Source organism: Vibrio genomosp. F10 str. ZF-129 (genome assembly GCF_000287055.2).
Lineage (GTDB): Bacteria > Pseudomonadota > Gammaproteobacteria > Enterobacterales > Vibrionaceae > Vibrio.
This window is the reverse complement of sequence record NZ_AJYQ02000027.1, coordinates 46,293-68,510: the sequence shown is the minus strand read 5'-3', so window position 1 is coordinate 68,510 and position 22,218 is coordinate 46,293. Positions and strand designations below refer to the sequence as shown.

At 43.0% G+C, this 22,218-nt stretch carries 14 protein-coding genes; 9 read left to right on the top strand and 5 right to left on the bottom strand.

Annotated elements, in window-relative coordinates:
- Positions 1-440: methyl-accepting chemotaxis protein (locus A1QO_RS04415; RefSeq protein WP_038132091.1), on the top strand; the 440-nt coding region annotated here is incomplete at its 5' end.
- A 370-nt stretch (positions 441-810) separates the two neighbouring features.
- Here A1QO_RS04415 and A1QO_RS04410 read toward each other — a convergent pair.
- On the bottom strand, positions 811-1,719 hold the full coding sequence (locus A1QO_RS04410) for a LysR substrate-binding domain-containing protein (RefSeq protein ID WP_017033907.1): 909 nt from the start codon (positions 1,717-1,719) through the stop codon (positions 811-813).
- A 370-nt stretch (positions 1,720-2,089) separates the two neighbouring features.
- Between A1QO_RS04410 and A1QO_RS04405 the strand changes: the two genes are divergently transcribed.
- The 6 genes from A1QO_RS04405 to A1QO_RS04380 all read left to right on the top strand — a co-directional run bounded on the left by A1QO_RS04405 (position 2,090) and on the right by A1QO_RS04380 (position 9,080).
- Positions 2,090-2,629: a CBS domain-containing protein gene (locus A1QO_RS04405; RefSeq protein ID WP_017039358.1), complete on the top strand. Its 540-nt coding sequence runs from the start codon at positions 2,090-2,092 to the stop codon at positions 2,627-2,629.
- Positions 2,630-2,769: 140 nt separating this feature from the next.
- On the top strand, positions 2,770-4,302 hold the full coding sequence (locus tag A1QO_RS04400; protein WP_017033905.1) for a hypothetical protein: 1,533 nt from the start codon (positions 2,770-2,772) through the stop codon (positions 4,300-4,302).
- 229 nt (positions 4,303-4,531) lie between these two features.
- Entirely contained in the window at positions 4,532-5,251 is a 720-nt protein-coding gene (locus tag A1QO_RS04395; protein ID WP_017033904.1) for a winged helix-turn-helix domain-containing protein, read from the top strand.
- Positions 5,248-6,885 carry an ATP-binding protein gene (locus A1QO_RS04390; RefSeq protein WP_017039357.1) on the top strand — a complete coding sequence of 546 codons (1,638 nt, stop codon included), beginning with the start codon at positions 5,248-5,250 and terminating at the stop codon, positions 6,883-6,885. Before A1QO_RS04395 ends, A1QO_RS04390 begins: the two co-directional genes overlap by 4 nt.
- A gap of 75 nt (positions 6,886-6,960) precedes the next feature.
- A complete protein-coding gene (locus A1QO_RS04385; RefSeq protein ID WP_017037039.1) occupies positions 6,961-7,962 on the top strand; it encodes a DUF2860 family protein in 1,002 nt (333 codons plus the stop codon).
- Positions 7,963-7,979: 17 nt separating this feature from the next.
- Positions 7,980-9,080, top strand: a complete 1,101-nt coding sequence (locus A1QO_RS04380) for a PKD domain-containing protein (protein ID WP_017039356.1) — start codon at positions 7,980-7,982, stop codon at positions 9,078-9,080.
- Between the two features lie 83 nt (positions 9,081-9,163).
- On the opposite strand, the gene A1QO_RS04375 is transcribed toward A1QO_RS04380, so the two are convergent.
- Entirely contained in the window at positions 9,164-10,330 is a 1,167-nt protein-coding gene (locus A1QO_RS04375) for an Acg family FMN-binding oxidoreductase (RefSeq protein ID WP_017039355.1), read from the bottom strand.
- Between the two features lie 42 nt (positions 10,331-10,372).
- On the opposite strand from A1QO_RS04375, the gene A1QO_RS04370 reads away from it, so the two are divergent.
- Entirely contained in the window at positions 10,373-10,942 is a 570-nt protein-coding gene (locus A1QO_RS04370; protein WP_241790395.1) for a MarR family winged helix-turn-helix transcriptional regulator, read from the top strand.
- A gap of 240 nt (positions 10,943-11,182) precedes the next feature.
- On the opposite strand, the gene A1QO_RS04365 is transcribed toward A1QO_RS04370, so the two are convergent.
- Positions 11,183-12,733: an alanine/glycine:cation symporter family protein gene (locus A1QO_RS04365; protein ID WP_017037043.1), complete on the bottom strand. Its 1,551-nt coding sequence runs from the start codon at positions 12,731-12,733 to the stop codon at positions 11,183-11,185.
- A gap of 492 nt (positions 12,734-13,225) precedes the next feature.
- Between A1QO_RS04365 and A1QO_RS04360 the strand changes: the two genes are divergently transcribed.
- Entirely contained in the window at positions 13,226-14,440 is a 1,215-nt protein-coding gene (locus A1QO_RS04360; protein ID WP_017039354.1) for an iron-containing alcohol dehydrogenase, read from the top strand.
- 128 nt (positions 14,441-14,568) lie between these two features.
- On the opposite strand, the gene A1QO_RS04355 is transcribed toward A1QO_RS04360, so the two are convergent.
- Both A1QO_RS04355 and A1QO_RS04350 read right to left on the bottom strand, forming a co-directional pair.
- Positions 14,569-16,212, bottom strand: a complete 1,644-nt coding sequence (locus A1QO_RS04355) for a ShlB/FhaC/HecB family hemolysin secretion/activation protein (protein WP_241790394.1) — start codon at positions 16,210-16,212, stop codon at positions 14,569-14,571.
- A 270-nt stretch (positions 16,213-16,482) separates the two neighbouring features.
- Entirely contained in the window at positions 16,483-21,858 is a 5,376-nt protein-coding gene (locus tag A1QO_RS04350) for a hemagglutinin repeat-containing protein (RefSeq protein ID WP_017039352.1), read from the bottom strand.
- Between the last annotated feature and the right edge of the window lie 360 nt (positions 21,859-22,218).

The window sequence follows — 22,218 nt, the reverse complement described above, 5'->3', positions numbered from 1 at the left end:
CGGCTCGAGCGGGAGCGGCGGGAAGAGGCTTCGCGGTTGTCGCTGACGAAGTGCGAACCTTGGCGCAAAGAACTCAAACATCTGCTTCTGAAATCCAGACGATGATATCGTCGGTTCAAGAAGCCGCGGATTCGGCAAGTGTGAATATGAGTCGGTGTGAAAACCAAGTCAAGGTGACTGCTGATCTCTCCGAACAAACCAAGCAGAACTTTGTGGATATTCTCTCATCGATTAATCAGATCAATGAGCAAATGGAACAAGTGTCTACGGCGGCAGAAGAGCAAGCCAAAGTCACAGATACGGTGAGCGACAGTATTGCAACTATTAGTGAGATGTCTCTTCAGACTTCGGCGAGTGCTGAGCAGTTAGCGGGAGCGAGTCATGAAGTGGCGCAATCGGCTGAGGAACTGAATGCACAAACGTTGCAATTTAAGGTGTAAAGCGAACAAGATTTGCAAATTACCAATGTAAACTTGCTAGATTGAGAGTGACTTTAAAAAAGAAAAGAGCGATGAGTGTGTAATTAACTGACGGCGTCATTGACTGATAGAGATCATCAATTTTATTTATGCACTCTAACGAATAGCTATGGCGCAATCGAAGTGAAGAGAATCATCAAATATCATGATGGCTATCATTAGAGCCAGGATTCAAGGGAAAAGCAGGTTTGAGTGAATATCAAATCCAACGTTAGTCAATCAGTTAACGTTGGATTTGATCTCTGTGTGCAAATATCTTTCCCACATTTCAGTATCTTGTTCGGGTTTTAGTATTTTGCACATCAAGGTAACAGCCAAACGGTGGGGCGAATTATCGTTCTACCGTTTTGCTGTTTTTGATCATTCTGTGCCCTTCTCGTTTAAGACACTCGAGAAGAGGGTGGTCGCCCACATCGGCACGCCAAATAAATGAAATAGCACGATCCATTTTGAGTTCTGGCACATTGAGAGCGGCTAATTCACCACGTGCAATGTTGGGTGCAACATCCAAGTAGGGTAAGCATGAAAGATACTGACCATTGGCAACCATGGTTCGGATAACAGGAACGTAAGAGTGTTCACGCCACACGTCTAAATCGGGTATTAAAGGGACCATCGCGCTTTCGAATATCTCACGAGTGCCTGCCCCGCCTTCTCTTAAAACCCACTTAGCTTGTTCCAGCTGTGAAAGGCTTACGCGTTTGTTTTTAGCGTAAGGATGGTGGGCAGAACTTACCACCACTAAGTGATCTCGGCACCACTCTTCTTGGTGAGTTCGGTTATCATCGCAACGGCCTTCGATAATACCAATATCGTATTGGTAGTTCAGTACCCCTTGAATCACGCGGTGCGTACTTCTGACTTCTAACCCAACACGAATCTCGGGAAAATCATTATCAATTTTACTGATAAGCTCGGGCACCAGATGTTCAGCAGGGGTTTGGCTTGCGCCGATGTTAATGCTGCCACTAAAAATATGCTGGTCAAAAAATCCTAATTCAATTTGTTCAGCATCTTGCAAAAGTCGTTTTGCTTTGGGGCGAAGCCAGTTACCCCAATGGCTCAGGCGCATATCTTTACCTTGACGCACAAACAAATCTCGCCCTAACAACTTTTCAAGTTGGCTTAAAGACATGCTGGCCGCTGACTGAGTAATAGAAAGCCTTTCGGCTGCTTGGCTAACACTGCCTAGCTCTGCCACTGCATCAAACACGGCTAATTGTTTTAACGAATATCGCACTATTGCTCCTTCAACCTACCTAAAAGTAGGGAAACACCACTTAGAGGGTGGTAAACATCAACGAATCAAATTTTTGAATCTAAGTTAAATATTGTATCAATTTTTATTGGAGCCGTATCGTCTTATTCTGCGATTTTCGTAATCTTATATTTCAACCGTTTAGTAGAGTAAATCAAATTATTTTAAGGGGTTTCTTTTACCTCATCGTAATCGTTATAGATTTTTAAGTATCAATAAAATTGATTGTAATCATAATACAAATGAATTTTACTTATTATCATTGGCTGAGTAATATTCATCTCATCAGCTCACTTGAGCAAATGGTTTCAATGAATAACTAACAACGTCTTGGTTTAATTAGGAGAATATTATGAATGCTTTACTTACTGTAAGAGACATTTTCAATGCACAAGCGCCTAGCTTGAGTGCAAACACCTCACTACCTTCGGCTATCGACCTACTGTCTAAAAATAGGATTAATGGGGCACCCGTCTGTGACTCAAACGGTGGGCTACTTGGGTTCTTATCGACGCACGATGTCATGGTTGAAATGTGGTGCCAAGATTACATTCCTGAAAATGACGTTAAAGTTGCGGATTTAATGAAAACCGATCTTGTCACGATTGATATCAATGAACGCTTAACACATGTTTTAGAGTACTTGGCGCTAGATAAAGAGCAGCTGTACCCATCAAGCACTATGGGTTATGCCACTCAATTGACCACATTGTCAGTCGAAGAACGCGCCAAGTCGATCAAAGTCAACAAGCCTCAGATTCTTCCCGTGCTTGAAAATGGCCAATACGTTGGTGTGGTTTCTCGTCAGGAAGTTCTTAAAGCACTGCGTTCTCTTTTCAACGATGCAGTCAGCCCAGTTTCTGATGATGTTGTTACTGCCATCGTCGCGTAATACGTCATCGATTATAGATCACCGTTTACAAACCAAAGTTTACTCACTTTGTGCCACTGACAATTGAAGGGATGAGTGGCAAGGGTTCGCACATTTGGCACGAGTGAGTCGTTTTACTTTTATTCTTTATTGGAGTTCTAATGGAACATATTTCCGTTCTATCTGCTGTTAACCACTATTTCCTTGCATTGGTTGCATTGACAATAATGGTGCTTGTTTCTCGCACCATTGTTGCTGGTACAAAGTATTCATCTCTATTGGTTATTGTTGTATTTGGTTTGGGCCTGGGCGCATTGCTTGTTAAAAGTGGTATGGCTGCCCCTGGTCTAGGCGAGTTTCCTGTTGTCGTTCTGATGAGCCAAACCACAGTTATCGCACTGATTGCTTCATTTTTTGTGGGCGGCCAAGAGATCAAACGTCTGCTTTCAAAGCAAGATTTTAACGTTGACGATAGCTACTTTGTTGCGTCTACAAAGGAAGTGATTGTTGGAACGACCAGTACTCAATTAACCTTTATTGTGCGCGCGTTCTTATTACTGATTGGTATTCAAACGGCCGATGTGCTTATTTCTGGCCGTGCAGAGAATTTCCCTCTGGGTGAATCGTTTTTGATCCTGTCGTACATCAGTTTGGCTGTGGCATTTATCTTTATTGATAACAGAGCGAAAACCGCGAACAGACAGCAATATCTTCGTAAAGGTTTGGTTGAAATGGTGGCACTCATTGTGGTGCTTAATGTTTCCCTGTGGCTTTCAACGATGGCAGCTCAATTTATTGGCCTTCCACAGATTTTCTTTGCGATGATCGTTTCTTCTGGCTTAGGCATGATGATGCCGAATTGGAAATTGGGTCCAACGATGAATGCTCTACTGTTTGCTGGTATTCCTCTTGTGCTTGCGGGTAGCTTTCTTGTTGGTGGTTCGCACATGATTGAAGCGTTTGCGATTCCGGGCCTAAGCAATGTGATTATTTATGGTTTTTCTGGTCAGATTTTCTGGATGTTTGGTGGTCTTGCTCTGCTTATCTTCTTGGGGAAAGCGAACCATTTACGTAACCTAGCGCCGGGTATGGCGGGTGGATTATCTCACTCTGGCCTAACAGGTGCGTGTACAGCGGGTGATTTTGGTCGCACGGCATCATCTCGTGCACCAATCATGATTAACATTCCATTTGCGGGTCACATCTTTGTCTTTACGATTTTGGCGGCAAGTGCAGAGCGTAATGCGTTGATGGTTGAATGGACTATTCCACTGATTCTGGTTGGTGCAGCTTTTGTTGCTCTTTCTTTAAAGAACTTACGCAATTCTAATGGCTGTGAAGCAACCGAAGTTAAAGGGTTGATGCAGTTCTCACTAGGTTGGCAGATCGTCGCGGTATTTGGTAGCTTTACTATCTTAAGCCTGGCGGGTATGTCTCTTGAGCATGCATCTATGTCGGCAGCGTCAGGTTTGTCTCACTTTGGCTTATTTGCGGCGGTTCAAGAAGGCATGTTTGGTGCAACCGCGGCAAGTTTGATTACCTTTACTTTCGCAATGACCTTTCTAGTGCACCCATTAGTCTTCGGTATGTTTGGTAAAGCGGCTGAAAACGGCGGTGTCATGGCGAACAAAGCGGTATTAGTTTTGGCAAGTTTGGGCTTCATCGGTGTGGCCTATTCAGCGTTAACCATCTAGTTTCAAGTGAACGTAAACAAATAATACAACGTCACAGCGAGGGTATTCGTTTAAGCGATACACGCTAATGGTCACAAAAGGCTTATAAGTTAAAGAGCGGATGGAGACAATTCATCCGCTCTTTTTGTTTAGGAAGCTCACATTTCTTTTTGTTAGTCACAAATGGTCACATAGGTAACTATAAGCTTGAGTTATAGTTCTCTCATGAATCATCATTTTGTTTGGGTCCATGAATTTATCTGCTTCTTTTAACATCATCCTTGTAGAAGACGACATAGAACTTGCCGAGTTAATACGAGACTTTCTTCAGAATTATGAATTTTCGATTGAGATAGTTTCCGACGGGATGACTGCGGTTGATGTGATCTTAGCAAAACATCCTGACCTTGTTATTTTGGATGTGATGCTTCCAGGGCAGAGTGGTATGGAGGTTTGCCGAGCAATTCGTTCTCAATATCATGGCATGATTTTGATGCAAACCGCGTTGGACGATGATATTGATCAGATGATGGGGTTAGAGCTTGGTGCGGATGATTACATTGTCAAAAAAGTAAAGCCACGTCTTTTGCTTTCAAGGATTAGGGCGTTGCTAAGACGTCAAGAGCGAAGCGCGCTAGAAAATAGTCAAGACCAGCTCAAACTAGGATCGCTTCTCATCAACCTTCAACATCGAACGGTCACCCTGAATCAACAACCCATTAAGCTGACAACATCTGAATTTGAGCTTCTCTATCTGCTCGCTAGACATGTTGGCAGTGTGGTATCACGGGATGATATCGCGCAGCATATCCGAGGGTTTGAATACGATGGGCTCGACCGCTCAATCGACCGAAGAATCTCGCGTTTACGTCGTTCGCTTCATGATGATCCGAATGAACCTGAACTGATAAAAACCGTGCGCGGCGTAGGTTACCAGCTTTGTTTGGCTTCGGGAGAGGCAGTGGCATGATTAAAGCATTCTCAATTTTGTGGCTTGCTGTCTTTGTGCCCATTATTCTTCTCATTATTCCCACATCGATTAATCCTATACAGCGTATCAACGAGTCCTTTTCAGAAGACTTTTATAAACAGACCTATAGCGTTAATTTTGAAATGTTGAGCGAAGAGTTGCTCGCACTTCCACAAAACCAATGGCAATCGACCATCGCTAATTATTCGGTTCACTTTGGTTACCCACTGAAACTTCAACCCATCGAAGAGTATAAGTCGGAACCTCATCTTTATGATGCTCTTCAGCGAAGGGAAATCAAATTTTTGTTTGGTGATCCTATGGCCCTATTGCAGCGCGTAGGCGATAGCGATCGAGTGCTCTATTTGGCACTGAATGAATCCACAGAACTTGCGGTACTCAATCAAGCAAAAGGGGTACTGTATTTGGCTGTAAAGGATTTACGCCGTTATCCTGAGAGTGAGTGGGCGCAAAAAATAGCCACTCAAAATTCAAATATTCCCTTTCAAATTAGTTTAAAAACAGACAGTGAATTGTCACCAGAGGCAACAAAAGCGCTCATTGGTAAATCCCAAGAAATTATCTCGTATACAAATCACTTAGGAGAGATAAATTTACTGGCATCTGTCGCCCCCAATGTGTGGCTTCATGTGCAAGATAACATCTCAACGGCGACTGAAATGAAACTGATTTCTGCAATTGTAATCTTCTTTTTTTTGTTCATCTCAATTGCCATGGTGATGTGGGCCTATCCATTGTGGAGAGATTTGAAGCGGCTAGTCAAGACGTCGAATGAATTCGGACAAGGCGTGCTTTCTCAGCGTGCGACGGCATCGAAAATGTCTGTTATCTCACAGCTAAGCGATTCATTTAATAAAATGGCAGACAATATTCAGAAACTCATTGCTGGGCAAAGAGAGCTAACCAATGCGATTGCCCACGATTTGAGAACGCCTCTGTATCGTCTTCGTTTTGCTTTAGAAATGGTAGAAGAGACAAACACCTCTGAAGAGTTAAAAGAGAAGTACAGGCAAACCATTCATTCGAGTATCGATGATCTTGATCACCTGATTAATCAGAGCCTCCTCCTGTCTCGTTACAACCGAGTTGCGGATATGAACCAGTTCTCTAACTGCTGCTTTGCCGATGAATTAATCACCGAAGTGGAGTATTTCAAGCTAGAGAATCCAGATCTGGATGTTCGATTCTATTGCTCCCCCGATCTTAAAGAACAACAGGTGTTTCTTGATAATAAAGGGTTAATGAGAGCGGTTAAAAACGTACTGGCTAACGCGAGCCGCTTTGCTCAGGAAACGATTACTATGTCGTTTGAGGTAGAGGATGGTCAATATCGAATCTTAGTGGAAGACGATGGGGTAGGTGTACCTATTGAACAGGCTGAACGAATATTTGAACCTTTTGCTCAACTCGAGAATCAAGAGCGAAGAAGTGACAAAGGTCATGGGTTAGGTTTGGCGATTGTGAAACAAATTATGGTGTGGCACAAAGGGACGGCACGTGTTGGGGAATCGGCTTCTGGTGGTGCCTCTTTTGAACTTTCTTGGCCAATGAATATACGACAACCTGAGGCTCGATTGGGCAATGTGACCAACTTGGACACAAATCGTCCATAAAACGACAAAGACCCATTCATGGTGTGAATGTTAATTTTGACGTGTCCAATGATTCGTCACTCACAAGGAATTAACATGAATCTCCCAACGCCTCTGAAAGGCATTTTACTTGGTGCTACCTGTACCCTTATCTCAAATGCGAGTTTTGCAGAAGCTGATCCTTTCACCCCAGGTTTCAGTGGTGGTATTAGCCTAAATGTCGGTGTAGGCGAAAGCCAGTCGCAGAGCAGTACCCATGATGACAATGCCATTACCGACGACTTACACAACAGTGGAAAAACAGTCGAAAGCGCCTCACCTTTTATTCTCGGTCGCTTGCAATACAGTTTTGGGAATACGCTTATTTTCCTTGGTAATAGTGAAGACCAAATTGCAGAAGCGCAGTTCCAAGCGGAAGTTGGGGTCGCTCATAGATTGAATAAACAGCTGACCTTAACCGCTGCGTTATTTGGTAACTTGCCAGGGATGGACGAGGTATGGCAAGACCCATACTTGACCAATCAAAAGAGAGAAACAACAGAACAATCGGTGGCTGGAATTCGTTTTGCGCTCGACATAAACTCAGCGTTACCCATTACGCTAAAATACGCAGTGGCGTCCAGTGAAGTAGAAAAAGACCAGATAGGCACATCGCAATCTTTGACAGCTGATGAGAACTCTCTACTTGACAGGGAAAGTAACTACCAACGTTTTGGTACTGAAATGGCCATCCCGTTTAGTCCATCTTTTGTTCTCGCCCCCGCCCTTTATTACACCACGAGAGATGCGAAAGGCGATGCCAATAGCTTCGATGAAATCAGCGCGCAACTCTCTATCGTTCTTGATCGTTCTCAGCACAATCTTGTCACCACGTTAAGAGGCAGTAAAGCTGAATTTGACTCTGAAAACCCAGTTTTTAATCTCAAGCGAGATTATGACTCTTTAAGTGTGTTTTCTATTTACAGCTACAGTGCCCCTTTCAATTGGCGCAACATACAGCTGCACGTGATGGCGGGTTATCAAAGCCAAGACTCGAATATCAATTTCTATGACAGTGACAATACGTTTGTTTCCACTGGCTTTAGCTACCGATTTTGATGAGAGGAATACAGAAAATGATGAATCCTAAAGGTGCATTACTGATTGTATTACTGCTTATCGTATCCGGCTGTGATAGTGATGATATTAACGGTACTAACGATCTAACGAAACCAACGGTTGATGCCGGTGCCGATCAGCTGCACACACTACCGAAAACAACCCTAACTTTGAAAGGCTCAGCGAAGTCATACCCTAAGAATTTTTACAGTATAAAGGAGACGAAATGGACTCAAATTTCGGGGCCACAACAGCTCACCATACTAAACGATAAGGATTTAACGGCGACATTAGTGAACCCCACTATGGCGGGTACGTATGTTTTTGAGTTATATGCAAAAGACAGCGGTAGTAGAACCAATACAGACAAAATGAAGGTCATCCTTCAAAATACATCGGTTATGTCCATGGCTCGGACAACGACAGGGTTTGCCGATGATTATGATGCCGTGTGGAATTCGGTTGTGGAAGACTACGCTAATTATGTCGATATAGAGCAAAAATGGCAGTCAATGTATCAACCTTATTTCGTTGAGGCTGAAAATATACAGTTGGAACAAGAGTGGCAAAGCTTGCTCAAAGATATGGCTGATGAGGTTGGAGACATACATATAGTCGCTCTGGCTCAACACAGTACGCAAAGTGTTTCAACTGATTCCGAGCAAGATACTGATTCAGCGCCAGCCCCAAGTCCCGTGATTCAATGGGAGAGCAGTAATAATATAGGAGTCATCACATTTAATGATTTGAGTTCTCTGAGCTTAACGCAGTTAAACCGTTCGATTCAGGAAGCCGTGTATGCTTTACAAGATACACACGAGTTGTGGCTTAAATTTCCTGAAGACATCGCCATTAGCGAACAAAAGACCTTACAACTACTGTCTTGGTTTACTTTCCAGCCGACAAGCTTGCTTTTAGAGACGCGTCAGGGAGAAGAAGAGACGATTCCGCTGATGCGCAACCCATTACTCACTCAGTCGACTGTGTTGGTTAAAGGTCATCACGATAGCCATTCTGCTACGACGTTGACAGAGTATTTGTTGGGACAAGCGTCAGGAGAGGAGAGTTTCAGCTTTAAGCGAGAATTTGTTTTGCTATCAACACCATTGGGAGATTAGTTTTTCGACAAAACAAAACAAAACAAAACGATGTTCATTGTGAACATCGCTTTCATGACGTTAGTACATAGCCAGCACTCCGCTTAACTTTTCATTAACTGGGAAACCACGCGTCGTGCACTGGGTGGTGTGCGATTTGCTTTTCCTAATCGAAACAACATTTGTACGGTATCGTCTTTGCTTATTTTAAATGTCTCTTTAAACGATGCTTGAAGTGGCAACATATCAGAATATTCTTGCAATACTTGACTCATTGGGTGCTGAACAAGCCCCATTGCGGCAGTTTGAAGGTTAAGACGGGCATAGTCTTGTCCGACTTTTATCTGGTCAAGGCGGGTATTGCCAGCACTACTGATCCAACCGAAGGTTTCTGTTGAAGTCACCGTGTCTTTAACCATAACGACCGACTGGCGATCGAACTCAGTAGGGTCGAGTTCGATCTCTTTTCTTGAAAGAAAGAAGTTTTCAGCAATCATCTTTTTGATTCCGGTCACGCCTGACTGAGCGACGCCAAATCCATCTCGGTACTTCTTCACTTCATCGTCGTTGAACCGAAACATTGCAAGGGTTTCATGGCTGCGGTCTCTATCGTCGACCTCAATTTGCATGGCTTCAGTCAGGATTTTTTCTAGGTTTTGTTTGTCACTCGCTGAATGGGTGATGGTTAACGGGTATTGACCTCGTTTGTTGGTAAAAGCTTTCAGAGTCTCCACTTCTGTTTGAGTCAACTGATAATTGTTGTACCCACGTTTATTTGACTGCCTTGTTAATATATGAGCAAAAAGCGGGTCGGGGGTGAATGTCGATTGCTTGTTGAGTACAACAGAAGCGACAGGTTTGTCGAGTAATTCTGTATTGCTGTACATACCTTGAGGAAAATAGTCGAAGCTGGCTTCATAGCCTAACCCTGTCGCTGCAATGGCAAGGGTTTCTAAAAAGGTGCCTTGGCCGATATGGATTTGACGATAAATAGGATCGGTCTTAGGCAGTAGGCGGTTAGGATCCACATAAAGGTCAAAACTGAGTGGCCCTGTCAGCTTAATTATCCAAGGTTGTATATTGTGTGGGTTTGGGCTAAGAATCGCATAAGAGAGCACCTGCATGCGAATATCTTGCTGCTCTGGCGAAGGTCCATTCCACCCATAATTATCATCAGGAGTCCCATTACTGTTAACGCTAATGATTGCGCTACTCAGTGTTGCAGCTCCAATACCGACTCCCACGACTTTAATAAAGTTTCTACGGTTCATGTCTCGCTCCCTCTGGTAAAAAAACAATATCGATTCCTTGGAATGTATAGTATATTCCAAAGAATGATTTGGCAAGTTAGTATTTTAAATGAGCACATTGTTCGTGTTTCAAACGACGTTTTGTCTTCATTTAACATTGCTGGAGGAACAAATGTGAACGCGAGAAAACAGAGTGAAGCCCAATTAATGGTGCACCTTGGTATTGTGCGTCAGTTAATCGCAACCCGAGAAGCAAAGCTCTTTGCTGATATGCCGTTAAACCCTTCTCAATTTGGTGTGTTGAACCATTTTACTCATAATCCAAAACGAAGCTGGACGGTTACCGAGTTAGTGAATGTGATGGAAATGAATCAACCGGGCATTACTAAAATTGTGACGGTTTTAGTCGACAAAGAGCTACTGGAATCCATTTCTGATTCTCAGGATAAACGCCGTCGCCATCTTAAAATTACGGATAAAGGCTTAATCTTGTGTCAGGAGATAATGAACGCGTTACTTCCAAATATTTCACACGTTTTTGAAAGTTGGGAAGATGATGAACTAGAGGAAATGAAAGGGCATATTCACAAATTAATGCGATGGTTAGATGATAACCGAGATAGTTTTGCCTAGCGATTTGGCACCGTGCCTGAGAGTCAAATCAATCGTATCGCCACTCGTTAGATGAGGTTCTTGGTTGATACGGAATACTTACCTTGGAATGGCCGCCATAAAAAAACAGCAGATAAATTATCTGCTGTTTTGGGTTTTCAACGTTATTCGTCAATTGAACTGTTTAGCTACTTGTCTCAAAGCTATAACTTTATTGCATGGTACATATCATCATTGTGCGATACACAGTACCGAGATGAATTAAGCATCTTTGGTTACGTTTGAGGCAGCTACATTAGAGACATTGTATACTTTTCCTGCCTTGTGGCGTTCTAAGTAGTCAGCTAAATCACGCTTGATTTCAGGGACTAAAATGTAAAGTCCAACGATGTTGACCAGTGCCATTGAGAAAATCATTGCATCTGAGAAATCGATAACAGGGCCTAAGTTCATCGCTGAACCGATAACCACAAAGACACAGAACTTCACTTTGAAGATGATTTCAGCCGTTTTGCTCTCGCCAAATAGGTATGTCCATGCTTTTAGACCATAGTAAGACCAAGAGATCATGGTAGAGAAAGCAAACAGAACCACGGCAATAGCAAGAATGTATGGGAACCAACTGATTGAGCTACCAAAGGCTGCTGATGTCAGTTCTACGCCAGCTAGGCCAGAATCGTTATCAAGGTAACCTGTGATAATGATAACCAGTGCGGTCATGGTACAAATGACGACGGTATCGATGAAAGGTTCAAGTAAAGATACAAACCCTTCCGACATCGGTTCTTTTGTTTTTACTGCTGCGTGGGCAATAGCCGCAGAACCGACACCCGCTTCGTTTGAGAACGCTGCACGTTTGAAACCTTGGATAAGAACGCCAATCACACCACCGGCAATACCTTCACCAGTAAAGGCACCATTGATGATAGCCGCGAAAGCATCGTCTATGCGGTCAAAGTTCATACCGATGATGATAAGCGCGGCACCGACGTAAATGGCCGCCATGAAAGGAACGACTTTCTCGGTCACTTTTGCGATAGATTTGATACCACCGATAATCACAATACCGACGATAACCGCAAGAATGATACCGAACAACCAGCCTTTATCAGCAAGGAATGACGCATCTCCGCCAGTTACGCCAACCACCTGTTTAAACGCTTGGTTAGCTTGGAACATGTTACCGCCGCCCAGTGCGCCACCAATAGCAAACACTGAGAATAGAACCGCCAGTGTTCGACCTAAAGCTGCGTTTCCACGTTTCGCTAGGCCTTTACTCAGGTAATACATCGGGCCGCCTGAAACGGTTCCGTCTTCATTGGTATTTCGGTATTTCACACCGAGAGCACACTCTACAAATTTGCTCGACATACCTAAAAGACCGGCAAGGATCATCCAGAATGTTGCCCCAGCGCCGCCAAGAGAAACCGCGACAGCAACCCCGGCAATGTTACCTAGGCCAACTGTGCCTGAAAGGGCAGTGGTGAGCGCTTGAAAGTGAGAGACTTCGCCATCTTCTTTCGCTTTAGGGTTACTGAACTTACCAGAAACCAACTCTAGTGCGTGTTTGAACCCACGAACATTAATAAAACCGAGGTAGAAAGTAAAAAAGGTGGCAGCGACAACCAACCATAAAACAATCCAAGGCACCTGCACGTCTGTAAAAGGGAAAGGAATGGTCGAGAAGATCATTCCTACAAATGGGTTGACGATCGGTGCGACGACTTCGTTAATTTTTTCATCTAAGCCAGCGGCGGCAACATTGCCTGCCGCTGCGCTGCCAAGGGTGGCGAGCATTATTTTTTTGTACATCATTTTTCCTGTCTGAATAAATTAGTTATAAAAGATTAATAGTTATAATTTTTGGTATTGATATTTATGTTGTGTGTTACATATCTGCAACATCCTTATTATTCCGTTACAAATCTTTGGTGCAACATTTTTGTCTGTTAATTTGAGCCAGAGTTTGTTTCGTGCACTTAGACTAAAAATGAATTGATTTGTGCTGACATTTCTATTAGTAAGAGGTTTTTATTAGGCTAAAGGCGGGAAGCGCAGTGCATTGGGTGACTACTTATGTGCTTTCTGATGGTTTTTTATTCAGCGGTTATATCCTGATTATGAGGATTCACTAGCATGTTGTGGTGAAAAGTCGCTTGATGCTTTATTGGCGTGAGCTCACGATTAAGCGCTAAAGGTTTAAGATTAATAACATTTAGTTTGAAAAAGGTGACGTTTAAACTAGAGATAACGACTTGTATTGCCTAGGCTAGGTATATCGGGGCATCAAAACAGAGACTTATAATGGAACAAAAGCTCTATTACTTACTGCACAAAATGTACATGAGGGTATTAAAGGTTGCCGCTAAGTTTCTTCCTATCTCAAAGCCCACTTTGTTTTTTGGCAAAGATTCACTGTCGCAGCTTTGTCACAGTGTTTCCATTATGGGCGTTAACCGAGTGCTGGTGGTTTCAGACGAAGGTATTGAAAAGCTAGGTTTTATCAAAAGGCTGGTCTTTGAGTTTGAAAGAGTAGGGGTTCATTGTGAGGTGTTTAATGGCGTGATCCCTGACCCAACTTATGATCAAGTTGAAGCCGGGCTTGCGTTATACCACAAGCACAAATGCCATGGTGTTGTCGCGATTGGTGGTGGATCTTCTATTGATTGTGCAAAGGTCATCGCGGCCTGCGTTACCAATAAAAAACCGATTGAAAAACTGGTTGGGATTCTTCGAGTGTGGAAAGCGCCAGCGCCACTCTTTGTATTGCCGACTACCGCAGGTACAGGTTCGGAGGTGACGGTTGCCGCTGTCGTGTCTGATCCAAAAACGCATTTGAAAACGCCTTTAATGGATCCTAAATTGGTGCCTATTGCCGCTGCACTAGATCCCAGTCTTATGCTGGCGTTACCCGCACACATTACCGCACAAACGGGCATGGATGCGCTGACACACGCTGTTGAGGCTTATATTTCTGGCAACGCAACTGCGGAAACCGACCGCTATGCGATTGCAGCGGTTAAACTTATTGATGAGAACTTAGTCAAAGCGGTGAAGTTTGGTCAGAATTCAACGGCACGTCAAAGAATGGCGCTGGCATCCTATTACGGGGGGCTAGCATTTACCAAAGCCAGTTTAGGTTATACCCATGCCATCGCACACTCTATTGGTGCGAAATACGGTACACCCCATGGGTTAGCCAATGCCATCATACTGCCTTATGTTTTAGAGCACTCAAAGTTTGAAGCGAAAGGTCGATTGGCAAACCTAGCCGATACTCTTGATATTGTTGATCGCCGCGCAAGTGATACGGTTAAAGCGCAAGCATTCATCGACTACATTAAAGCATTGTGTCTAAAGCTGGATCTACCCGGCCATTTTGACGTCATTATTGATGAACACGTTTCAGAGCTTGCACAGCAGTCATTACGTGAAGCTCACTGGAACTATCCTGTTCCTAGGTACATGCAGCAAGAAGAGTGTGAACAACTTATAGCGAGTATGGCGCATATAAAATAACAGATGGATAATGATAGACGGGTAGAAAGTCTTGGTTTGAACACTGATTTCAATGCAAGTTACTGTGTAAATTAAAATAAACCAATGTTCAGATTTCTACCCATAAGTCATAAAGCATTGTGAAACCGCTAAAAGTGATAGGCGACCTGTCCCATTATAAAAGGGCTGTCTTTAGGGGCATCTGCTCGGTTGTTGTAAAGTGACCAGCCGACATCCAATTGCGCACTGACATCGTAAATGGATGTACGCCAACCAATATTTGTGCCAACTAATTGGGTCCTTTTTGAGCCTTGGTCGTCGCTGATTATCATCCCTGCATCCACACTGAAAACAAGCTTGTTTGATTGCATATCATCAAACCAAAGTGATAGCTCTTTAGTCAGATCATTTCGAATAAATCCACCAGTGTTACCAGCATAGGAATACTGTTTAAAACCACGCACAGAATAGAACCCTCCTATGGAAACTTTCTTAAACCCTGGTAGTCGGTCTTCACTGTATTGTCCGATAAAGTGGCTTCTGAAATGTAAGCCTATGTTCAGAAGTGTCAGGTAAGATGTTGTAAAATATACTTTTTTATATGTGGCGTCGGGTAAATTCCCACTTCGTTCTTTGGTTCCAAACTGATCGGGTAGCCCCATATCCACACCAAAACCACTGGTAAAGAAATGGCCTGAACCACGCCTAACATAATCAACACCAAAGTCTAGGTAGGTAATGCGTTCTGATGATGTTTCAAGCTTTTGATTGCCAAATTCTGCTCGATTATCTGTATATTTCAGAGCAAAGGATGATGAGACAGTTTGTGTTTGATCGCGATAGTGAAGAGTCGACATATCAAGGCTAGAACGTTGTGATGAGAACTCATAAAGGGCAGTAGCTCCTGAGCCAAGGAGTATATTGCTTTCGGACTTCGATATGTACTGGCTAAGAGTAAAAGTCGAGTAGCCATAAGGAACGCTATAGACTAAATCAGCGCTTCGACTTTTTTGGGATTGATTGGGCTTTTCTCTACTTAATGACAAATAGAGCGAATCAACGATACCAAAAGGGTTATCGTAGCCGAGAGAAACGTTGAACGAACCTATTCGTGAGTACTTTGAGTATCCGACGCCACCGAAGTAATGATGGTCGTCGTGTTTATCTGTAGGTTTAAACTTTATGGTACTGGTTCCGAAAGCGCGACCGGGTTTTAGATAAGAAGTGTAATCATAAGTACGAAGGCGGTTGATTTGATCTAATGCTTGTTCTAAATCGCGCATATTGAATACCCTATTCTCTGCGTCTGGGTAAACCATGGGAAGCATGAGACTGGTTTGTTCATCACTAATCAGCTCGTCTATCTTTCCCTCTACAACTGGTATGACAATGATGCCATCCTTGTCTTGATAGGGCTGTAATGCATGACTGGTGATCATCCCTTCTCTTATATAGAAACTTGAAATTTCATTTAGGATACTTCTGAGTATCGCGAGTGAAAAACACTCAGCACCATCAATTGTTTTCTGCCATTCTCGTTGAGTCGGCAGAGGAATAAATGCGCTATTTTCGATCCTTATTTGACTGGCTGCTAGACAGCGATAGTCATTACTATGGTTGTCTTTATCAAAATGTTCGGGCTGCTGGGTACCGGGTGTGTAGAGACGTTTTTCTTCCCTATTTTGGTACTCATATTTTTGGAACTCCTGACGCTGGTTGCTTATCGCCTCTTGTGGTGTGATAGCAGAATACTTTGCATTATCTGCAGCGGTTGCTGTATAGAGTGGGAACATGAGTATACTGAACAATATCAATAATACGTTGGACGTTGAATGTCTGTTTATTCGAAAAATCATCATCTAAAAACCTCATATTTCACAATGCTTGTTTTATTTTTTGGGGTTAGAGGATTAGCGCATTAATAGAGGACTCAAATGTGGCGTTAGTTGTCCTTTTCTTGTGTGAAAATTGGATACAGAAGACCTCTGCTTATTTCCAATCTAGATATTGATTTGTCTGAACTCGGTTGGGTGAGTGTGTTTTCACCCAACCGACTTTTACAACTATTTGAAATCTGAATATGCAAAGTTAGGCACGTCGCTAAAGAAGCTAGAAATCTCTTCTTCAATCCTTGCACCTGGCTCAAGTTCGAATTTCGGGTTAAGACTAAAACCAAACCCTGGTCTGTTTGATCCCGCATTGAACTTGAGGCTTGCTTCAGTCAGAGCAGTTGCTATTGCAGCAGCACCAAGTGTGATATTGGAAAATCCTTCGTACTTCTCATCGATCTTATCGATCTGATTTTTCAGTTTATTAGCATTGGAGAAGTTGGCACCGAATTTGAAACCGACCCCAAATTCATGGTCTATATTTTGTTCACTAGAAGGGTTGATGGCTGTGCCATTAATGGTTGCATTCGTTACTCGTTGCTTATCAACAGAGTAGTATTGAAAACCAGTATTAACATAAGGAAGATCTGGCCACTCGGTACCTTTCTTTCCTTTGGTTACGCTTTCGAGGTTTTGAGTATTGTAGCTAGGTATACCAAGATTCAGTTGAAAACCGTCACCACTCCCTTTCTCTGTAGAAATTGCCGCTTTTGCCGTGATTGATGCCACATCAATTTCTGGTTCATTATTTGCTGTGATAGTTGTGCCATGGAGGTTTAGCACACCGCCCGACTTTATAACAACATTGTCGCCAGCAACAGAGCCCCCTTTCTCTACATGTGAGGAAATGTTCAAGCGCTGGAAGTCGATATCCGTGTTGATACTAGGCAGCGTTAAGCCACTTCCTTTAACTGAATTATTGTCTTGGTTGAGTTTGAGATTACCAAACCCAAATGAGAATTCGTTAACAGATAGGTTTTCACTGTTGTTAGTGATTGAGGCCTGATAGTCGATAGAGCCTTTACCTCCATCCAGTTCTACCGTATCGCCTGCAGCGATATCTGCACCAACAAGAACCAAACCATTCCCACCTTTCACGTACACATTATTGTTTGCAATGAGAACACCAGTATCAGATGTTTCAATCTGGATATCGTGCGTATCAGCTTCAGCATGGAAACCCGCCCCAATGGTTATTGGGCTTGCCCAACTGAAGTTAAAGCCATTACCGTGCTTGGCCGCATAAACACTGCCTTTGTCTATGCTATCCTTGATTTTAACTTGACCATTATCGGCAGTAATTTCAATGTCACCATTAGATCCTATTACTGGTGCTGTTAGCTCAAGGTTTCCATTCTTAGTCTTTATTGTAATATCACCACCTGCTGCAAATGTTGACTCTTCGTGGGTTTCTCCATTGGTCTTAAGCGTTTCGTTTGAAACGTTCGAACCAAGTTTTAGTCCTGTTAAGAATGGCGCTGCTGACGCTAGGTCAATACCAAAGCTGAAATCAGTGTCAGACTGCGATTGGCTGGTTGATAGGGTGTTGGTCGTAGCCTGAACATCAATACCCTCACCAGCGATGATCTTAATGTCGTCTTCGGCTTTGATGTCTGTAGCAATCAAGGTGATCGAACCATTTTCTGCTAGTAAGAAAGTATCAGTTTTAGAATCAATCTCGCCAGCGTGTTCTATGTGCTGAGTCTTGTTTCCGTAGTAGTTGCTGGCACTAGTACTGATATTAGTACCCAAGGTTATACCGACAGGTGTTGCTTTAGGAGTAATGCCGATATTAAAACTAGCGCTAGAGTTTTGACTACTTTGCTTGGCGTAAACAGACAAGTTCTCTTCAAGTGCTGTAATGTTTAGGTCACCTTTCTTGGCATTTAAAACGGTCTCTCCATCCGTTGATTCAATATTACTACCTTCGAGGTTAATATCCCCTTCTCGTGCAGTCAGGATGACTTTTCCACCTGTAATGGAGCCTCCCTTTTCTGCGTCATAGATGCGTTGGTACTCTGACTCTTTAGATCCGGATTCTACATTGATACCTATACTGATATTTGGCTCTTTGATGAGTTTATCGACGGTATTAGGTGCTGGGATAGTTGGAATACTAATGTCATTGAAACCTAATGAATCAACTACTGTTTCACGCTTAATTTCTTTACCAAGCGCATAATTTAAGTGATCATTCACATTAAGAGCTCTCGGGCTCTCTTTCGGGCCTTTGGCCAAGTCGATCAGAGATTGTGCAAACGCCCCCCAGGAATTCTTGGTCTCTTTCAGACCATTGACATCAACACTTAAGGTGGAACCAGTCGTGAATTCAGATAGATTTGCACTGATGCTGGAGCTATTTTTAACCGCCTCTTGTGTAATGCTGTCCGCTTCAACTGACACCGTGCCTTTACCTTCGATGATACTCGCTTGATCATTGAATTTATCGCCCGCCTCAAAGATTATGTCACCGCTGGACAGGTAATTATTCGTTTGAGCTATTTTTTGATGTGCTTGCAGGTCGCCTCTGCGATCAGCAGTCTCAATTGAGAAGTCGCTTAGCCAGTTAAAGCCAGTGCTAAGTTGATGATCTTCCTTCCAGACATCAGCAAAGCTTTCATTGTATACCGCATTGTTAAAGATATTGTTTTCCGCTTTAACGATAATATCTCCGTCAGTCGCTTCAATGAAGCTCCCTTCAACGAGTACATTGCCATTGCTTGACAACATGTTATTTGACGGGGTAGAGCAATCCGTCAAACAAGTATTTTTGTCTGTTGATACATTGTTAGCTGTGATTAAACCATCTTCTGTCGTGTTCTGGTTGATACCTGCATTGATATGAACATTCGCTCCTTCAATAACACTGCCTGTATGAGTTGTTGAGGTAATATCAGATCCACCGTTAGCATTGCTCAAGTCGAGCTGAACACCAAGTAGTGCCAGTAGACCTGGGGCACTTGTCTTTACGTTTGATTCGTTAAAGGTCGAGTTTGTCGTTTCGGTGTTTTGCGCGGCTTTAATCGCGACATCACGCGCCGCATCGATCAATACGGTACCTCCAGCTATTACTGCGCTGCCAATAATGTTAATGTCGTTTGCGCTTTTTAGCGTTAAGTCAGCCTCAGCCTTAACGACGGAGCTATGAGTTGAAGTCTTGCTGTAATTCGTGTGTTCCGAGCGACGCTCGTTGCGATAATTTGAAACGATAGTCTGATCAACACTTTTTCTGCGAGTGTGGCTATTGACGGCATTTTTAATATTGATATTGCCCTTATCCGTGATCAGTGAAGCATTGTTACCTGCTGTAATCGTTGAACCTGTCACGTTGATTGTATCTGCATTGTAAATGGTCAGATCATTGCCTGCTGAAAGATGACTGCTGATATATGTCGTATCCGTCCAGGTTTCATTGGTTCTGACCGTTTTAATACGATCACTGCAAGCTAGACCAGTATTTAAATTGAACAGACCAAATACGCTGATTTCCCAGCAATCTCTACCAATTTTGCTACGTGCAGTGTTTGAGTTCCTACCATTAGATGTTTTCGACTTCGCATTGACATTGACAGTGCCGTCAACGTCGACTTGCAAGTCATTACCTGCTTCAACACTTGCTAATGTTGCAGTGAAATTATTAGCGTCAATCACTAAATTATTATCTGCTCTGATAGTTTTGACTGAATCACCGCTGCCTTTAACGGTAACGTTACCGGCGTTAGATACTAAGAACATGTCATTACTAGCAGTAATATGTGAACTCGATCCATTCAAGTCTAGCCCCTTGTCACCGCGCAATGTGACATCTGTAGCGCTTACCGAGCCACTAATGTTTGTGGAGCCGTCCGCCACAAGTGTCGCATTCTTCTCTCCGAACACAGAGCCAGATACACTCAAGTTTTCATCTGATGTGACGGTGATGTTTTCACCAGACAAACTCCCTGATATCCTGGATGACTTAGCCGCTGCTGCAACTAAAGAACCTACTACATCAATATTGCCAGAAAAATTTGTGGTACCTTTATCCGCATTGATGTTGGCATCGTTCGATACATCAATATTACCTGTTGCGGAAATATCCCCATTTTGCGAATACACTGCCAAATCACCTTCAACATCCGCTGAGCTAATATCGATGTTGTCATCTGCTTTAAGCTGAGTAACGGCGGAGTTGCCAGTGATATTAGATACGGAAACAGATTCTTCCTGCGAGTTGAGCTCAATCCCTACGTCTGACGAATCGAGTGAAGGTTCTATGGGTGACGTTTTAAACTTACCGTTACGTACGCTGACTGCGTTTTTCGCTACCATTAAAATCTGGCGCTCGCTCTCAATATCTATGTTTTTGGCGCTAAGATTGCCATTAGTGCTTTCAATCCGGGCAATGCTACCGCCTAAAGCTGCTACATTGGTAAGTGATACTCCCTCGTCGCCTTTGACCTGTATGTAACCTTGAGCTTTACTTGTTAAAGATGTGTTGTTTATCGAAGCAGACTTCGATGCGGCTACTGAAACACCATCCGATGCGTTGATAGTGGCATTATTAATATACAGTTTGCCCAAGGCTTTTAGCTCTGCGGAATAGTGCTCTGTAGTTGTTTCTTCTGCATCGATTGTAGATTCCGTTACAATATGTGTTCCGCTTAGTTCTAAATCTCCAGCTGAAGTGATCATCAATCCACGCTGTGTAGATGTATCAAGGTTCAAGTTAATGCCGGCCCCTTCACGTGTTGAAATGATATTGATGCGGCCTGCTTTCATCGCACCAAGCAGTTGAGCATCAATCGAACGTTGTTCATCACCTTCCAGCTGTTCGACAATGTCTATACCAGAAGGGCGGTAGTGGATTCGACCTGTATACAGATTTAACTCGCCACCGGCTTGAATATTTGCGTTTTTCGCAGTCACGATTTGTGGAGAAAGCAAAGTAATCGCGCCTTCAGACGAGAGGGACCTTTTCACATTCAGTGCAGCGTTAATACCAGACGTTGAGGTTGTAAGACCTTCTAATTCACCTGCTTCATCAATCAGTGCATTACCTACATTCAGTGTTGTTTCGTTGGTGTTTAGAAAGCTTGCTCCATTAACGTTGATACCATTGGGATTGGCGAGAATAAAGTCAGCGCTTTCACCAAACATTTCTTGCATACCTTGAAGGTTGGATGCTTCATCACCGACGACTTCTGCAAGCACGACATCTGCAGCTTGGTTCGTGAAATTGTGGTTCTTTCCCAATTCACCAACTAGCTGCGAAGTGCCACTATTCAATGAATTATTGATAACTAACCCTTGATCATCAACGTCATAGTTTATAAACGAATTATAAGAGAAGCCGGTTGATGTCGGTGCTGCTACATCAACGATGGGAATCCCATTTTTATCGTAAACTACGGCACCGCTATCGGCGTTTGGTGTAGGTGCTGCCGCGTAGGCAATATTGGAAAATAAAAGGGCTGATATAGATAGGGATAGCAGTGAACGTCTGAATATCACTGATTCGTTCTCAAATGATCTGTGAGCTTTAACAGTTTTTATATTTATATTCATCATAAATGTCTCTTTTAAAATATGGAAAAACTTTTTATGTCTCAACGTTTACTGCTGTGGTTAAGTAACTATCTTCAGGCTCTTTAGGTGCAATCATCCAGCTAAATTAATCGATGGCACTAGGCCTTCCGTCGTCAACCTCGTTTTATAAAGATTCGTTTTTTTACTGGGTTATATTGTTCTATGTTTTCGCCGCAACATTCAATCATATAAGTTAAAACACTGCGTTTTATGCACCTGATGGCATAAATTGGATTGAAAGTTGGCTCTATCGGACAGTTTTATCGCTTTTGCCAAACTTACTTCAGCAAGTTCAAATGAACGAAAACCCATTAGAAAAATAGCTAAAGGCTTTTAGATAAC

Excerpts from the sequence above, each read along its gene's own strand:
- A1QO_RS04390 (WP_017039357.1), top strand. The coding sequence starts at position 5,248 with ATGATTAAAGCATTCTCAATTTTGTGGCTTGCTGTCTTTGTGCCCATT.
- A1QO_RS04405 (WP_017039358.1), top strand. The coding sequence starts at position 2,090 with ATGAATGCTTTACTTACTGTAAGAGACATTTTCAATGCACAAGCGCCT.
- A1QO_RS04360 (WP_017039354.1), top strand. The coding sequence starts at position 13,226 with ATGGAACAAAAGCTCTATTACTTACTGCACAAAATGTACATGAGGGTA.
- A1QO_RS04370 (WP_241790395.1), top strand. The coding sequence starts at position 10,373 with ATGTATAGTATATTCCAAAGAATGATTTGGCAAGTTAGTATTTTAAAT.
- A1QO_RS04365 (WP_017037043.1), bottom strand. The coding sequence starts at position 12,733 with ATGTACAAAAAAATAATGCTCGCCACCCTTGGCAGCGCAGCGGCAGGC.
- A1QO_RS04375 (WP_017039355.1), bottom strand. The coding sequence starts at position 10,330 with ATGAACCGTAGAAACTTTATTAAAGTCGTGGGAGTCGGTATTGGAGCT.
- A1QO_RS04385 (WP_017037039.1), top strand. The coding sequence starts at position 6,961 with ATGAATCTCCCAACGCCTCTGAAAGGCATTTTACTTGGTGCTACCTGT.
- A1QO_RS04395 (WP_017033904.1), top strand. The coding sequence starts at position 4,532 with ATGAATTTATCTGCTTCTTTTAACATCATCCTTGTAGAAGACGACATA.
- A1QO_RS04400 (WP_017033905.1), top strand. The coding sequence starts at position 2,770 with ATGGAACATATTTCCGTTCTATCTGCTGTTAACCACTATTTCCTTGCA.
- A1QO_RS04355 (WP_241790394.1), bottom strand. The coding sequence starts at position 16,212 with ATGTTCCCACTCTATACAGCAACCGCTGCAGATAATGCAAAGTATTCT.
- A1QO_RS04350 (WP_017039352.1), bottom strand. The coding sequence starts at position 21,858 with ATGATGAATATAAATATAAAAACTGTTAAAGCTCACAGATCATTTGAG.
- A1QO_RS04380 (WP_017039356.1), top strand. The coding sequence starts at position 7,980 with ATGATGAATCCTAAAGGTGCATTACTGATTGTATTACTGCTTATCGTA.